16 protein-coding genes and 2 pseudogenes are annotated in these 15,333 nt (G+C 42.0%); 9 read left to right on the top strand and 9 right to left on the bottom strand.

What is annotated here, in order from left to right; all coding sequences use genetic code 11:
- Positions 1-173: 173 nt before the first annotated feature.
- Positions 174-317, bottom strand: coding sequence for a hypothetical protein (locus R1Y93_RS07465; RefSeq protein WP_500822294.1), 144 nt, complete (start codon positions 315-317; stop codon positions 174-176).
- Positions 318-396: 79 nt separating this feature from the next.
- On the bottom strand, positions 397-849 hold the full coding sequence (locus R1Y93_RS07460) for a hypothetical protein (RefSeq protein ID WP_500822293.1): 453 nt from the start codon (positions 847-849) through the stop codon (positions 397-399).
- A gap of 65 nt (positions 850-914) precedes the next feature.
- Between R1Y93_RS07460 and R1Y93_RS07455 the strand changes: the two genes are divergently transcribed.
- The 9 genes and pseudogenes from R1Y93_RS07455 to R1Y93_RS07415 all read left to right on the top strand — a co-directional run bounded on the left by R1Y93_RS07455 (position 915) and on the right by R1Y93_RS07415 (position 9,529).
- Positions 915-1,454 (top strand): DUF3877 family protein, encoded by a 540-nt coding sequence (locus R1Y93_RS07455; protein ID WP_500822292.1) that lies wholly within the window; start codon positions 915-917, stop codon positions 1,452-1,454.
- Positions 1,455-1,493: 39 nt separating this feature from the next.
- On the top strand, positions 1,494-2,429 hold the full coding sequence (locus tag R1Y93_RS07450; protein ID WP_500822291.1) for a GTP-binding protein: 936 nt from the start codon (positions 1,494-1,496) through the stop codon (positions 2,427-2,429).
- A gap of 270 nt (positions 2,430-2,699) precedes the next feature.
- Positions 2,700-3,750, top strand: a pseudogene (locus R1Y93_RS07445) (Gfo/Idh/MocA family protein).
- A complete protein-coding gene (locus tag R1Y93_RS07440; RefSeq protein WP_158420837.1) occupies positions 3,747-4,661 on the top strand; it encodes a sugar phosphate isomerase/epimerase family protein in 915 nt (304 codons plus the stop codon). Before R1Y93_RS07445 ends, R1Y93_RS07440 begins: the two are co-directional and overlap by 4 nt.
- 97 nt (positions 4,662-4,758) lie before the next feature.
- Positions 4,759-5,787, top strand: a complete 1,029-nt coding sequence (locus R1Y93_RS07435; RefSeq protein WP_500822290.1) for a substrate-binding domain-containing protein — start codon at positions 4,759-4,761, stop codon at positions 5,785-5,787.
- A 178-nt stretch (positions 5,788-5,965) separates the two neighbouring features.
- Complete coding sequence (locus R1Y93_RS07430; RefSeq protein WP_500822289.1) at positions 5,966-7,465, top strand: sugar ABC transporter ATP-binding protein; 1,500 nt, start codon at positions 5,966-5,968, stop codon at positions 7,463-7,465.
- Between the two features lies 1 nt (position 7,466).
- A complete protein-coding gene (locus R1Y93_RS07425) occupies positions 7,467-8,492 on the top strand; it encodes an ABC transporter permease (RefSeq protein WP_500822288.1) in 1,026 nt (341 codons plus the stop codon).
- 46 nt (positions 8,493-8,538) lie between these two features.
- A complete protein-coding gene (locus R1Y93_RS07420) occupies positions 8,539-8,829 on the top strand; it encodes a LacI family DNA-binding transcriptional regulator (RefSeq protein ID WP_500822287.1) in 291 nt (96 codons plus the stop codon).
- Positions 8,735-9,529 carry a substrate-binding domain-containing protein gene (locus R1Y93_RS07415; protein ID WP_500822296.1) on the top strand — a complete coding sequence of 265 codons (795 nt, stop codon included), beginning with the start codon at positions 8,735-8,737 and terminating at the stop codon, positions 9,527-9,529. The genes R1Y93_RS07420 and R1Y93_RS07415 overlap by 95 nt, the downstream gene beginning before the upstream one ends.
- Before the next feature lie 128 nt (positions 9,530-9,657).
- Here R1Y93_RS07415 and R1Y93_RS07410 read toward each other — a convergent pair whose 3' ends face one another.
- The 7 genes and pseudogenes from R1Y93_RS07410 to R1Y93_RS07380 all read right to left on the bottom strand — a co-directional run bounded on the left by R1Y93_RS07410 (position 9,658) and on the right by R1Y93_RS07380 (position 15,196).
- On the bottom strand, positions 9,658-10,020 hold the full coding sequence (locus R1Y93_RS07410; RefSeq protein ID WP_500822286.1) for a hypothetical protein: 363 nt from the start codon (positions 10,018-10,020) through the stop codon (positions 9,658-9,660).
- 228 nt (positions 10,021-10,248) lie between these two features.
- Complete coding sequence (locus R1Y93_RS07405) at positions 10,249-10,938, bottom strand: hypothetical protein (RefSeq protein WP_500822285.1); 690 nt, start codon at positions 10,936-10,938, stop codon at positions 10,249-10,251.
- 614 nt (positions 10,939-11,552) lie between these two features.
- A complete protein-coding gene (locus R1Y93_RS07400; RefSeq protein ID WP_500822295.1) occupies positions 11,553-11,675 on the bottom strand; it encodes a hypothetical protein in 123 nt (40 codons plus the stop codon).
- A 200-nt stretch (positions 11,676-11,875) separates the two neighbouring features.
- Positions 11,876-12,199: pseudogene (locus R1Y93_RS07395) on the bottom strand (response regulator transcription factor); the annotation flags it as partial.
- Between the two features lie 38 nt (positions 12,200-12,237).
- Positions 12,238-12,633 carry an ATP-binding protein gene (locus R1Y93_RS07390; RefSeq protein ID WP_500822284.1) on the bottom strand — a complete coding sequence of 132 codons (396 nt, stop codon included), beginning with the start codon at positions 12,631-12,633 and terminating at the stop codon, positions 12,238-12,240.
- An 86-nt stretch (positions 12,634-12,719) separates the two neighbouring features.
- Positions 12,720-13,340 (bottom strand): hypothetical protein, encoded by a 621-nt coding sequence (locus tag R1Y93_RS07385; RefSeq protein ID WP_500822283.1) that lies wholly within the window; start codon positions 13,338-13,340, stop codon positions 12,720-12,722.
- A gap of 620 nt (positions 13,341-13,960) precedes the next feature.
- Positions 13,961-15,196, bottom strand: coding sequence for a hypothetical protein (locus R1Y93_RS07380; RefSeq protein WP_500822282.1), 1,236 nt, complete (start codon positions 15,194-15,196; stop codon positions 13,961-13,963).
- Between the last annotated feature and the right edge of the window lie 137 nt (positions 15,197-15,333).

Genomic DNA, 15,333 nt, shown 5'->3' with positions numbered 1-15,333 from the left:
ACTATCCCCTGGCCATCCAGTTTTCCAAGTTGGCATTAACAATCGTGATCACATTGCCAATCTCATACCATTAATTCCAACGTTCTTTATATAATGCGTCAAAAAATTCATCCACATCAAAGATCCGGATGGCTGAATCAGTACCCGGTCATACCCGCACATCCCCATTGCGATCAGCTTTGTTTTGAATCGTCTTCTGCGAACTTCTTGGTCACAGCCACTGTCATTTCCGCAGTTGCAGCGTCCCTTCGCAGATCGTGAAGAAGCATCATATCCACATTCACTGCTCTGTGGTCATTGAGTATTCGGATATTCATGCCTTTTCCAAGCAGATACTCGGATATTTTTAAAAATGTGGTTTCTGGGGAGTGAGAAAACCAGCAATTAGATCTAACTTTATATCTGCTCATTCTGTGCACACTTTCTTTTGTTATGATGAAAACCACTCTGACAACTTTTTAATTTTTTTTTTTTTTTTTTTTTTTTTTTTTTTTTTTTTTTTTTTTTTTTTTTTTTTTTTTTTTTTTTTTTTTTTTTTTTTTTTTTTTTTTTTTTTTTTTTTTTTTTTTTTTTTTTTTTTTTTTTTTTTTTTTTTTTTTTTTTTTTTTTTTTTTTTTTTTTTTTTTTTTTTTTTTTTTTTTTTTTTTTTTTTTTTTTTTTTTTTTTTTTTTTTTTTTTTTTTTTTTTTTTTTTTTTTTTTTTTTTTTTTTTTTTTTCTCTCCTTTTTTTTTTTTTTTTTTTTTTTTTTTTTTTTTTTTTTTTTTTTTTTTTTTTTTTTTTTTTTTTTTTTTTTTTTTTTTTTTTTTTTTTTTTTTTTTTTTTTTTTTTTTTTTTTTTTTTTAAAAACATGGCTGCTCCACCAAATTATCAACGCCAATGCGGCATAAGTGGCTTTAGACGAGAGGAGAATCAAGATGGATCAGGGATTTCAGAAGCTGGAACACAGCTTAATCGATGTGATCAAGGAAGAGCAGGCAAAGCTGGGCTACCAGAAAGAAAAAATACAGCTGTATTATCCACTGTCTTCATTGAATCATTTTTTCAGTACACAGGACAGCGAAGAGGAGATGGCAGGTCGGTTGAAAGAAATGCCGGAGTCCATAAAGAGGAAGTTAGGCGATGTGGCTGTGTCTCATAAAAAGGACAGGTTCTGCTTCCATATACCGGAGGAAGGAAGCGTGTATGTACATGAGCACACCCAGCCGGATGAATTTATCAAGGCACTGATCCAGCTGATCCCAGATCATGACTGTACTATTGAACGGATTCGGGAGCTTTTTGATAAATACTGGGCGAAGATAGAGTTTACAAAAATGGACAGTGATGAATTTGATTATCTGATCCGTTTTCTGGATAAAGAGGATGACCCATATTATTACTGTTTTAAGGATGAAGGCTGCCATTTTATTTATCACAGATTCCTTCCGGAAGACTATCAGGAATTTGGGTTTTGATCATGGAAAAAGGAAAGTGCTGCACAGGAGAATGACAGGATGATAAAGGTAGATCTGATCACTGGTTTTCTTGGCTCCGGGAAAACCACATTTTTGAAAAAATATGCGGAGTATCTGCTTGGAAAAGGCATGAATATCGGAATACTGGAGAATGACCACGGAGCAGTGAATGTGGATATGATGCTTCTTCACGATCTGGAAGGGGAGCACTGCGAACTGGAAATGATCGCAGGTGGCTGTGACCGGGAAACTCACAGAAGACGATTCAAAACAAAGCTGATCGCAATGGGGATGTGCGGTTATGACCGGGTACTGATTGAGCCATCCGGGATCTTTGATGTGGATGAATTTTTTGACGCATTATATGAGGAACCGTTGGATAAATGGTATGAGATTGGCAATGTGATCACGATTGTTGATGCCGGGCTTCCGGAAAAACTGGATGGCCAGGGGGAATATCTGCTGGCATCGGAAGCAGCAGAGGCAGGATGTGTGGTCCTAAGTAAATGCCAGAAATATTCAGAAGAACAGGCAGATGCGGCAATCAATCACCTGAACCGGGCGCTGGAACAGGTAAAATGCAGCCGCAGATTCCAGGATGAAGTGCTGTGCAAAGACTGGGATACTTTGACGGACAAGGATTTTGATATGCTTCTTGGCTGCGGCTATCGGACAGAAGCCTATGAAAAGCAGTATTTTGATGAAAAACAGGGATTTGACACGCTCTATTTTATGAACATGGAGATTCCAGGAGAAAGACTTGCCGGGGCAGCAGAGAAAATCTTAAAAGATCCTGGCTGTGGCCAGGTTTCCAGGATCAAAGGCTTTGTACAAGAAGGGGAAGGGTGGATGGAAGTAAATGCCACCCATGGAGAGATCACAGTACAGCCGGTTTCAGCCGGCCAGGCAGTGATCATTGTGATCGGGGAAGGGATGAACCGGGAACAGATCCAGTCATATTGGGAAAAAGACTAAAGAAAGGGATGTGGGAATTTGGTATTCACCCACATCCCTCTTTTTTATGTTACTTAAAATGAAAGAAATGAAAAGATTTCTGAAACAAATAAGGAAATATAGTAATAAATGTCAAAAATATATAATAAAAAGATGCAAAACATAGAAATAACATACGTATAGCACAAAAATGTTGACCATTTTTCTGAAAAATGATATGTTTTAAATGAAAAATGAAACAAAAACTGAAAGAAAAATGAAAACATATGAAATCATAAAGGAGGTAATGAGATGGTAAAAGTCGGAATTATAGGCTGTGGAAAGATTGCACAGGTTCGTCATATTCCGGAATATCTGGATAATCCGAATGCAAAACTGACCGGCCTTTATGATCTGAATCTGCAGCGGGCAAAGGATCTTGCTGAAAAATATGGCTGCAAGTCTTATGAAAGCATTGAGGATATGCTGGCAGATCCGGAAATTGATGCAGTCAGTGTATGCGCGGCAAATCATGTTCATGCCGAAATTACGATTGCAGCATTAAAAGCAGGAAAACATGTACTTTGTGAAAAACCCATGGCGACAAAATTAAAAGACTGCCAGATGATGGTGGATACAGCAGAGCAGATGGGCAAAAAACTTATGATCGGTCAGAATCAGAGATTTGCAAAGGCTCATGCAGAAGCACGAAAGCTGATCCAGCGTGGAGATATCGGAAGCGTTCTTACTTTCAAAACAACTTTCGGACATGGCGGCCCGGAAACATGGAGTATAGATGCCGGCCCACAGAAACTGGTTCTTTGATAAGAAGAGAGCTGCAATGGGAGCAATGGCCGACCTTGGAGTACATAAGACAGACCTGATCCAGTATCTGCTTAATGATACAGTAGAAGAAACAACTGCTACAGTGACAACGTTGGATAAGAAAGACAGTAATGGAAATCTGATCGGTGTAGATGATAATGCAATCTGTATTTACAAGATGAAGAGTGGAATCATCGGAACGATGACAGCCAGTTGGACCTATTATGGAGAGGAAGACAATTCCACGATCATCTATGGTACAGAAGGAATGCTTAAGATTTATCATGATCCGAAATACTGTATCGAACTGATCCGCAAAGACGGCGGAAAAGTGTTATATGATATCGACCAGATCCAGACAAATGATAATCAGACAAAATCAGGAATCATTGATTCATTTGTAGAATCTGTGGAAAATGACACAGAACCTGCTGTTCCAGGAAAAAGTGTACTCAGTGCAATGAAAGCAATTTTCGGAAGTCTGAAATCAAGCGAACTTGGAAGAACCGTTCGCATAGATGAGGAGGAATTAGAGTGAAGATAGGGTTAGTCAGTGCAATTCTGGAAGATTATGATTTCAAAAAAATGATCGATACGGTTTCCGAGATTGGCTATGAATGTGTGGAAGTTGCCTGCTGGCCCAAAGCTAAAGCAGAGCGCAGATATGCAGGAGTCAGCCACATTGATGTGGCAAATCTGGGAGATAAAGAAGCAGAAGAAATCCTTTCTTATTGCAAAGAGAAAAATGTAGAGATTTCTTCTCTGGCATTTTATCCGAATACCATGGATGGTAATCTGGAAAAAAGAGCTGCCAACATAGAACACTTATATAAAGTGATTGATGCAAGCAAAAAACTTGGAATTAACCTTGTTACAACCTTTATTGGAAGAGACCAGACAAAGACAGTAGAAGAAAATCTGGAACTGGTAAAAGAAATCTGGATTCCAATCGTGCGTTATGCAGAAGAAAAGAAAGTCCGCATTGCGATTGAAAACTGCCCCATGCTCTTTGATGGAGATCAGTGGCCAGGTGGACAGAACCTGATGACCACACCAGTAATCTGGAGAAAAGTTTTTGATATTCTTGACAGTGATTATATCGGAATCAATTATGATCCATCTCATTTTGTATGGCAGATGATTGATTACATTCAGCCGCTTTACGAGTTTAAGGATAAAATTTTCCATGTACATTACAAAGACATAAAACTTTTTAAAGAGAAACTGAAAGAGTGTGGAACAATGGCATATCCGCTTCAGTATATGAAACCGAAGCTTCCAGGACTGGGAGATGTGGATTGGGGCAAATATGTGTCCGCATTAACAGACATTGGATTTGAAGGATATACCTGTATTGAAATCGAAGATAAATCTTTTGAAGGTTCTGAAGAACGAGTTCTGGACAGCCTGAAACTTTCTCTGAGATACATGAGACAGTTTGTGATCTGAAAATGTACTCTGAATCAATACGTTATTAAATGCTGAAATAATGCGGGGGAAAACCGCTTATTAAAAACAAACATATTCCAAAAGGAGGAAATGAATTATGAAGAAAACAGTAGTTTGCACGCTTATCGCAGCTATGACAATGGGTAGTATGGTTACTCCTGTATTTGCGGACGGAGAAGGAGATGCTACACACGTTTATGTACTGACAGCTCCAGAAGACCACGGCTGGACTGGTTCTGTAGCAACATTTGCAAAAGAAAAAATCGAAGAAGTAAATGATGCCGGAACTTACAGTGCAGAACTGATCACATCTGCAGATGCGGCAGAACAGATCGTCAACATTGAAGATATCATCGCAGCTGGTGAAGACAATATCGCCGTTGTTATTCAGCCGATCGATGACACTGTTCAGTCTGCAATCCAGCAGCTGGTTGACGCTGAGATCCCATATGTAGCATTTGACCGTATCATCGATGGTGTGGCTGACAGTGCAGTATCCAATGTAAAAGGTGACAACGAAGGTATCGGCGCAGCATGTGCGGCTTACTATACAGAGCAGGGACTGAAACCTGGTGATGCAGTTTATGTATACGAAGGAGATACTTCTTCTGTAACAACTCTCCGTGACAGCGGATTTACAAAATACCTTACAGGAGAACTGGAATATGATGGAAAAACAATCGCAGACGATGCAAAATGGTCAGAAGATGATCTGAACTCCATTACATATTCAGGCGCTATGAACTGGAGCCGTTCTGATACAAAAACCTCTTTTGAATCTCTGCTGGGTGATGCATCAAATGCAGATATCAAATGGTTCTATGCAGAAGATGATGAACTTGCAATGGGTATCCTTGAAGCTCTTCAGGGTGGCGGAATTGACGATGCAACAAAAGAAAAATTCCTTGGAAATACACCATATCTGACAGGCTGTGGCGGACTAGATGAACTTTATGCAGTACTTCGTGGAGAATCCTTCACAGATATCGCAGATCAGTTTGGCGGTATTGTATCTGTAACTTACAGCCCGGCAATGATCCAGACAGCAATCCAGGATATGGTTGATTATCTGGATGGAAAAGATGTAGAACAGGATCATGTAATTGCCTGCAGAAATCGTAAATAAGGACAATGTAAAAGATTATCCTTCTTTCTAAATCAAATATTTTCATGATATAATTGTTTTAAATAAGACAGAAATGACGAAGGGAACTGCAAAGTTCCCTTCTGTCAGATAATTAAGTGAATATGTATCAGAGCAGTGTATCAAAAAGCCTGACAGATCGGGCGAGGAGGCGAGAATTATGAGTTTGCTGCAGATGAGTAACATCTGTAAGTCCTTCAGTGGGGTTCCGGTACTGAAAAATGTACAGCTTACAGTAGAAAAGGGGGAAGTGCATGCACTTCTTGGCGAAAATGGTGCGGGAAAGTCAACGCTTATGAACGTTTTGACGGGTGTATTTCCCCGCGATAAAGGTGAAATTGAATTTGATGGAAATAAACTAAAAAATATTACGATCAAGCAGTCCGAGAATATGGGAATTGCTTTTGTACATCAGGAATTAAATTTATTCAACGATTTAAAAGTTTATGAAAATATATTCCTTCAGAAAGAATACACAAATAAACTGGGCCGCCTGGATAAGAAAAAAATGATTCAGGAGGCAGAGAGACTGTTTCAGGAACTGGGAGTGGATATTGATCCTACACAGCAGGTTTCTAAATTAAAAACAAGCCAGAAACAGCTGCTTGAAATATCAAAAGCTCTGTTTTTTAAAGCAAAACTTCTGATTCTGGATGAGCCTACAACATCATTAAATAATGATGAGGTGGCACATCTGTTTGATATTGTCAATAATTTGAAGAAAAAGGGAACTTCCTTTATCTTTATTTCACATAAAATGCCAGAGATTTTCCGCCTATCAGACCGATATACCGTATTCCGAAACGGAGAATTTATAGGCACCGGAAATATAAAAGATACCACACCAGAAGCTGTGACGCGTATGATGGTTGGTGAGAAATACTCAGATCAGGATGTTTATGAAAAAAGACCCCTTGGAGATATGATCCTGGAGCTGAAGAATTTCAGTGGAGAAGGTTTTCACAATATCAATCTGGCAGTGAAAAAAGGTAGCATCGTTGGACTGACTGGTCTTCAGGGCGCCGGAAGCAGTGAACTGATGCAGTGTATGTTCGGTGTAACAAGAGCATACAGCGGCGAGATGCGTGCGATGGGTAAAGTCATGAGGGATCATTCCATTCATACGGCCATGACCGATGGGATTGCAATGCTGGCAACAAACAGGAAGGAAAATTCTGTGATTCCGGATATGAGTATCCTGGAAAATATGTATCTGTCAGAGCATACCCTTTCCGCATGGAAGCCAGTCATCTCAAAAAAGAAAGAAGTCGAAAGATACAAGAAATACAAGGATATGCTGAACATTAAGGCAAATTCCTGGGAAGATCCGATCACCTCTCTGAGTGGTGGAAATCAGCAGAAAGTATTTCTTGCGCGTTGGCTGAATACAGATGCAGAAATTCTTCTTCTTGACAATCCTACACAGGGAATTGACGTAGGAGCAAAAGCAGAAATCTACAAACTGATCCTGGAACTTGCTAAACAGGGAAAAACAATTCTGATCAATACACTGGAAATACCAGAGATCCAGAAAGTTGCCGATTACTGTGCGGTATTTTATAACGGCGAGATCATCAAGATCCTGGAACATCAGGAAATTGATGAGATGACAGTTATGATGTATTCAACAAATGCGGCACAGACAGAGGAGGGAAAATAAGATGAGTAAAAAGAATGCAACAGTTCCTGGACGTATTGTAGGATTTCTGGGAGAAAATAGTTATATCATTGTTTTTGTGGCAATTTTTATTGTATATGCACTGACAACAAACGGACTGACCTGGAGCGGTATGATGAATGTATTTCGTCATTCCGCAGTAATCGGTATCATTGGACTGGGCATGGGACTGATCTGTATCACTGGTGAGATCGACCTTTCCGTAGGTTCTATGTTGGCTCTTGATGGTGGATTTTCTGTTATGATCTTTAACATAACAAATAGCATTATCCTCACATTTTTATTTGCGGTTCTGTTTGGTGCCTTCTGCGGACTGATCAATGGCGTGATGGTAGGATGGATCCAGATGCCTGCATTTATCGTTACACTTGCAACAATGCTGATTTATCGTTCTTTTGCACAGTATTTCTGCCAGCATGTGGACAAAGCACTGATTGGTGGAGGTAGTTCCGTTTACAAAATGGCAAACAGCCAGTCTTCTTATCAGACTCTTTACAATTTCGGTAACGGAAAAGTATCTACGATTCCAATCGTTGGTCTGATTCTTATTATCATGACTCTTGTTTTTGTATATATTACAACAAGCACAAAATACGGTAAAAAAGTATATGCAGTAGGAAGTAATATGAAAGGTGCACAGATGGCGGGAATCAATACTGCTGCTGTGAAAATTTCCGTATTTGTGATCGCAGGTGCACTTGTTGGAATTGGTGCTTTTCTCTGGATTGCGATGAATGCTTCTGCTGATCCGGCAACAACAGGAAACAGCTATGAAATGTATGCGATCGCAGCAGCAGTACTTGGTGGAATCAGCATGTCCGGTGGTAAAGGAAAATGTCTTGGAATCCTGTTCGGTGCAATGTCCTATACGATCATTGATAAGATCATCGTGTCCCTTAAGATGGACTCTCTTATCAACAACGCGATCAAGGGAATTATCTTACTGCTGGTTATTATGGTACAGATCATAGGACCGCAGATCAAACAGAAATTAAAAAAGGCTGAATAAAACACAGGATAAAATAAAAACATAAAACCTGAAAAAGAGAGAAAGCATGAAGAAGATAACCGTTTCATTAATTGCTGAGAAAGCACAGGTTTCACCGGCAACAGTGTCAAGAGTCCTGAATCACAGGGAACTGGTGAAAGAGCCGACGATCCGCCTGGTAGAAGAGGCTATGCGTTCACTGGGATGCCAGATGGAAAATACGGTCACTGTTTCAAAAGAAACACAACCATTGATCGTTCTGAATATTCCGGGGAATCGAAAATGCATTTTATCAGGAAATCATCCGGGGAGCACGAGTATCTGCGAAGGCGCATGGCTGCCATTTATTGATTCATGAATCACATTTGAATAAAGGAAATATGCTGGATTTCTGTAATCTTTTGCGAAGAGTGGATGCCGCAGGTGTAATTCTTCTAAACCGTATATCAGAAGAGGCACTGAATCAGATACGGACGATCGCACCTCTGGTACAATGCTGTGAATACAATGAACACGCAGATTATCCGTATGTCAGTATTGATGACACCAAAGCAGCAGAAATTGCAACGGAATATCTTCTGTCAAATGGTGGAAGCAAGATTGCCCTGATCAATGGACCGGGGAATTTTAAATATGCCAGGAGGCGTCAGGAAGGATTTATGAATGCACTTCAGAAGGCAGAGGTGATGATTCCGAAGCAGTGGATCGTGCAGCTGCCGGAAGTAAGCTATGAGATGGCATATGCAGCAATATGCAGACTGTTGAATTCTGACAGCCGGCCAAATGCATTTTTTACAATATCAGATGTTTTTGCGGCAGCAGTGATCCGTGCGGCAAAGCGTTTTCATCTGCATGTACCGCGGGACATTCTGGTAGTAGGATTCGATAATATCGAGTTATCTTCTATGACAACCCCTTCTATTACAACGGTGAACCAGCCAAAATTCCAGATGGGCTATACAGCCTGTGAAATGCTTCTGGAACTGCTGGAAGAACCACAGGAAGAGATGAAGTCTCTTATACTTGATACGGAATTGATCATTCGGGAATCAACATGAAAACAGAGCGGATGTAGGTTAAACCTGCATTCGCTTTTGGTATTTGCACGCAGATTAATCGATGCGATCAAGAAAGGTGCGGCTGCCAGGTGCAGCCGCCTTATACTGTATATCATATATATCATGGTTTAACGAATGGTAACTTTTGTTTTTGCATTTATGCCCAGTCCCTTGTCCCGGCTGGTATTGGAAGAACCTGGTAGAACATTAATCGGTGTTTTGCGTCCACTGTGATTGCCGGAATAAGAAAGGTTTACTTTAAAGCTAGTCCCTTTTCCTTTACATTTGACACCGTCTATATATAAGCCCTGTGTACCTGGAAGCTGCTTCTTCAGCTGAACATTCACAGTGAAGCGGGTGGTGTAATATTTACGCCATGTCCATTTCCCCATGTACTTCTCAAATCTGGAGTTATAGGTAACCTTTACATTGCTGACGGAAATGGAACGGATAGCCGGCTTGACTTTTCGTCCTGTCCGATATGTTTTCACAGTTGAAGAACCATTGATCAGCGATCCGTCAGGTCCCTTGCAGGCAGAAACAAACTTGAACTGGGTACTTGGTGTTTGGCTTTAATTTCTTGATCTGGAAAAGGCCTGCCATTCTTTACTGTGGTTTTTAATACCCATTTCTTTCCGGATTTCATATAAACTTTTACCGGCTGAGAAGCAGAAGGATACATGCTGTCTCCAATCTGACATTTGTTAAAGAGGATCTTATTATAATAGCTGGTTACATCGCTGACCACCGGTGCAGCTGCTTTTCCGATGATGTCCACATTGTTGGAAAGAACCCCAGCCTCTGTTTTTACTGAAAGCCGTGTATAACCATAAGTATAATGAGCCCAGGATGCAATACCGTAAGTGAGTGGTGAATGTTGCCTGATTCTGCCCTTCTACATTGCCGCTGATCAGGTAATCACTGCTGGGAATGTTGCCGTCTGCAAGAATACAGGACAGCTTGTCATCGCTGTTGGCGGGAACGGTGGTGGCAGTGATGGTAAAGGTCTTTGCCTTTTTCTTAATGCTGGAATCGAAGGAAGGATTGGAAGAGGAGCAGGTGAGAGTCACACCTGTAGCCTGGATATATTCTCTTCCGCTAATGTTCAAAGTGAAGACTTCCGTTCTGGCTGGGGAGCCTTGTCTTCGTGTGTAGGCAAGCTTCAGCACATAATCTCCCGCATCCAGTATACCGGAGAAATGGTCAGCGGATGCATCGGACTCCAGTTTTGCCATATGGGAGGTGGGATTATCCTTGGAGTAAACCCATGCGGTCACCTGGTTTTTGTTATTACTGATCAGTTCCAGATTTACATAACGCTTGGTTGCCAGGGAAAGAGAAAAATATCTGGCATTTTCGTCGGGATTAAGACCATAATCCACTAATGCACCGGAAATGGAGCCTTCCACAGGGATCGGCTGCGCCTGGACAAAAGCTTTGCCGCCGATGTCAGAAATATTGGAACGGGTGGCTGTAAGCGTACAGGAAGAGCCGGATGAATAGTCCGAACGGAAAGATAAAAGTCATAGATAGGGTTTCCCCTGGTTCCAGGATCACAAAACCGGAGGAAGTATTAGTAACTGAATTTTCGCCCCATTCAAATTGTTTTAATTTTGGAGGGGTGACGCACTCTTTGTGCGGGCAACGGATCGCTGGATATCCAGACGCATGGGAATAGTGGTCTGGTTACGAATGGTGGTGACGGATTCTTTGCCCCTGTAGTCTTCCCCAAAGGCAATCCGGTAAGTGTCTGGTCCGGTAATGATAAATGAACGAACCCACAATCCTGGGCCTTAACCGTGAATCGGAGATGATGCAAAGCACCGCCAGTATGGCCCGTCACCAGCGAAAGAAGCTTTGCTCATTCTGTCGGTTTGTCTTTTTCATATTCATACCTCCTGAAAAATGTTATTTTCTGTTCTGTGTATCATATGACAGGACAGAATCTCCTCTTTACAATTATATAACTTCAGAGAAAAATAACATCACCTGAAAGGATGATAAAGAAAGAAAGAAGCCGGGATCAAAAAGTGAATGGAGAACAGTGATAAATCAGGGAATACTTACCACGATTCCGCGGATCCGGAGCTTCAATGGCCAGTTCGGTCCTGTTTTTATAGCCGGTTTTATCAAGCATATGCTGGATATGGGATTCGACAGTGTTCTCGGAAATGCCCAGCTCACCGGCGGTATGGAAGAATTGGACATACCCCGGGTCATCAGGCGGAGCACTTCCAGCTCCCGCTGAGTAAACTCTGTATTGCTGGAAAGCCCCAGCTTTACCTTGGGTGGCTGATCCGGATATACAGAATCGCCGTTCATGGTACAGTCCATTACATCTAATATTGTCTTTTTAGAAGACTCCTTGTACCAGAAGCTTTCAATCCCGATTTCCCTGGCTCGTTTCAGCCAGGAGGCTTCCGCCATAGAGGTAACAGCAATGATCCGGATCCAGGGACGGATAGCTTTGATCCTGGCTGCTGTTTCCAGACCGTTTTCCCCATCAGGCATCAGGATATCCATCAGGATCAGGTCTGCAGAAACAGCCTGTACAAGGGACAGAGCCTGTTGGCCGGAACTGGCGGTACCGGCCAGCTGATACCGGCCACTGCTTTTTATGTACAGCTCAAAAAGCTGTCTTGCCATATACTGGTCATCTACAATGATCACATTTATTTTTCGCAATTAAGATTCTCCTTTTGGAATTTCTATATATAATACAAAGGCCGGGCGCTGGATATTTCCATGCTGCCATGTGCTTTTGTAATAGCTGTCCGCAGATTTTTAAGTCCGCCCTTTTCCACGATTTTTCCGGAAGGAGGGGTTCCGTCGTTGGTAAAGCTGGCGCAGATCCTGTCAGATGTTTCGCTAATTTGGAGGTATACATGGGTTCCATGGGCATGCCTGGCAGTATTATTTATACACTCTTTCAAGGCTGCAAGAAGCAGTTCAGAACCTTTGCTGTGGGAAAGAGGCAGCTCAGAACATCCTTCCACGTGGATCCCGAGAGCTTGGGCGGCAGTGAGAACCTTGTCCAGGCTGTCAGTACTTTCAGGGGAGATGCCCTGCTCCATGGCAGAGACGATATATTCCCACAAAGGCACAAGCTGTTGTCTGCTGCGCTTGTCACAGGGCTGCTCCAGATAAATGCGGAAAGACAGAAGCGCTCTCCCGATTTCATCATGCAGCTTTACTCTGGCGGCCAGATTTTCTTTTTCCCTGGTAATTTTTCTACTTCATAACTGAAAAGCCGCAGGTGCTCATTGACCTGATTCAACTGGTCATTTTGCTGTTTCAGTTCCTGATTTAAAAGATATTGCTGTGTAACATTACAGGCAGAGAATTGCCATATACTGTCTTTTTTCAGGGACAATTCCTTGCGGCGGAAATCCCAGACCGTACCATCAGGAAACTGAAGAGTAATAGTTGTTCCTGTGGAAATGTTGTGGATTTTCTTATTGTACTCCTGAACCTGCAGAGAATGCCAGAAAAAATTGGTATTTTGAAGTCTTGTCCCCAGAAGCTGACTGCAAAGCTGTTCCATACGTGTATTGATAAGGAGAGGGACACCGTTTTGCCGTGCAAAACAGATTCCGTCCGGAAGGGCGTCAAGACTTTCTTTGATGGCACCTGGGTTAAGGTGCTTTTTCTGTTGTCTGTACAAAGAGCAGCCAAATAATCCCTCAAATAACATTAAAATGATCAATAGTCCGGGAACTGCGATCCAGGGCAGAGAACCGGTAAGCTGTGCCAAAAAGGTTGGAGAAAGCTTCTGGGAACCGTCACGGCCCAGATCACAAAGGCCTTGCATGAACAGGATGCAAAGGCAGCATAAAACACCTCCGATCCACTGACTCTTTCGGGAAAATCCATGGGAGCAGGCTGGTTATCATAAAACAGACAGCAGGGGTCATTAAAAGGATGCTGCAAAGTCCCATAAAGGCATGAAAAGAAGATGAAAGCTGTGCATAATGGCTCATGTGGCATCACCTCCCTTAAAATCCATGGCGTTAAAGGTCACAGTAAGGAAACAGGGTATCCGGATCGGATTCTGTTTTCACAGTTCCGCCTAAAGCCTGGATTTGCTTTGCGGCAGGAAGCAGAGGGAATATGCTCTCTGGGCAACTTATTTCCATATAAAAATGAATCGTTTCCGTAATGGTCAGTTGGAGCATCAGGGCTTGTGCATCAGGAAGGCAGGCTTCCAGAACTTGCTGGAAAAGCTGGTATATGGCAAGAGCGTACACACCAGGTATAGAAAATTCATCCTGATAAGTGCCATAGGCCGTTATGTGGGATAGCCGGACATATTCCAAGAGATTCCAGCAAGTGAAAGAGCAAGTTCCCTTCCAGGGATCCAGTCCTGTTGATTGATAAGGAGCAGGAGATTTGTCCTTCTCTTTATGTAAACCATTAAAACGGAGGCATATTTCATTTTATTTTCAAAAACAGATTCATTTTCCGGGAGATCTGACAGAATCGTATGCAGCATAAAAAGCTGGTGGGAAACATCCTGGAAATCAAGTCGTACAGCTGATTTTGCTGTTGGATGGAGGCTTTCTTTTCCGCCAGCCGGTTTTCGCCTTCCAGAATGGAATTTTGTTCCGCTACGATATCGCCCAGGTCAGCCAGAGACTTGTTGATCTGCTGGATCTGAGAAAAATCTGTTTGCCAGTAACCATAGCCTCCATGGATCTGATGGCTGTTCAGGACCATACTGCTGTCCGCAAGGGTAACAGGGGAGGACAAGGCGGCAAGAACCTGTGCTTCTGTAACTGGAAGGCTTTTCTCTGACTGATAGCAGATATTCCCCTGCATATCCATGATCCCTGTCTTCCCCAGATCAGATACTCTCCACAAAAGGGAATACTGATCATTGGAAGGAAAAAGCCCTGCCTGTATCAAAGCTTCCATAAAGGCAGGAAACAGGAAGGTGATCATATCCGTTGTTTTGAAAAGTCGCTGCAGGGGAGAATATGGATCCTTCAGAAACAGGATCAGGTAAATCAAGGCAGCAGCCAGAGGGATACAGGGCATCCATATATTTTTACGGCAATCCAGAGAAATACAGTGCACAAAAGAAAGAATCAGGATAGCTCCGAACATAATTGCCAGCCAGATCAGGGAAGCAATATAAAAAGGCCCATATGAATAAGGCTCATCTTCCACCCAATGGGAAATGCTGCCGGAAAAACGGAATGCCAGTTGGTGCAGATCATTGGTAAGGATACCCAGAACGATGAGAAGTGCAGGTATGTGCAGCAGCTTCCATTTGGGAGAGATGGAACTGCCGTAAGGCTTTCCGGTATATAACACAGCAAAAAACATAAGAAGTACGATATAGGTCTGGGGAAAATAGTAAAGATACCAGATATATCGAGCAGCAGGAGTATCTTCCGGAATAAATATATATTTTGTTGTACGGATAACCATCAGGAAAATGATCAGCAAAGCAGCAAAAACCAGATAGCTGCGTTCTTCTTTGCGCAGCAGGCGGAGTTGCAGCTGGGTCAGCCAGATCAGCGCAGCAGTAATGTAAAGAACACAGATCAGGGAGTTACTTGATACATTGGGAAAATGATGCCTGGTAAGGCGTATCAGACCGGGGGATAAGGCCAGTACAATACACAGGATATTCAAAAATTTTGTCTTTTTGCTGCTGTACATGATTTTCCCCCTTTGCTAAAACTAATACATAGTTATTTACGAAACAATGTATTAGTTTTGTTTATCATAGCATGGGGAGAGCAGGGTGACAAGCGGTGTACATTTGAAAAAATGGCATAAAAAGGGCAATTTAATAG

This window comes from Blautia sp. HA3515 (genome assembly GCF_059933065.1).
Note: the sequence above shows the minus strand (reverse complement) of the source record. Positions and strands in the feature narration are given on the sequence as shown.

Bases quoted from the DNA above. Each gene is read 5' to 3' on its own strand.
- R1Y93_RS07450 (WP_500822291.1), top strand. From the start codon at position 1,494: ATGATAAAGGTAGATCTGATCACTGGTTTTCTTGGCTCCGGGAAAACC.
- R1Y93_RS07430 (WP_500822289.1), top strand. From the start codon at position 5,966: ATGAGTTTGCTGCAGATGAGTAACATCTGTAAGTCCTTCAGTGGGGTT.
- R1Y93_RS07420 (WP_500822287.1), top strand. From the start codon at position 8,539: ATGAAGAAGATAACCGTTTCATTAATTGCTGAGAAAGCACAGGTTTCA.
- R1Y93_RS07460 (WP_500822293.1), bottom strand. From the start codon at position 849: ATGTTTTTAAAAAAAAAAAAAAAAAAAAAAAAAAAAAAAAAAAAAAAA.
- R1Y93_RS07465 (WP_500822294.1), bottom strand. From the start codon at position 317: ATGAATATCCGAATACTCAATGACCACAGAGCAGTGAATGTGGATATG.
- R1Y93_RS07435 (WP_500822290.1), top strand. From the start codon at position 4,759: ATGAAGAAAACAGTAGTTTGCACGCTTATCGCAGCTATGACAATGGGT.
- R1Y93_RS07425 (WP_500822288.1), top strand. From the start codon at position 7,467: ATGAGTAAAAAGAATGCAACAGTTCCTGGACGTATTGTAGGATTTCTG.
- R1Y93_RS07385 (WP_500822283.1), bottom strand. From the start codon at position 13,340: ATGCAAGGCCTTTGTGATCTGGGCCGTGACGGTTCCCAGAAGCTTTCT.
- R1Y93_RS07455 (WP_500822292.1), top strand. From the start codon at position 915: ATGGATCAGGGATTTCAGAAGCTGGAACACAGCTTAATCGATGTGATC.
- R1Y93_RS07380 (WP_500822282.1), bottom strand. From the start codon at position 15,196: ATGTACAGCAGCAAAAAGACAAAATTTTTGAATATCCTGTGTATTGTA.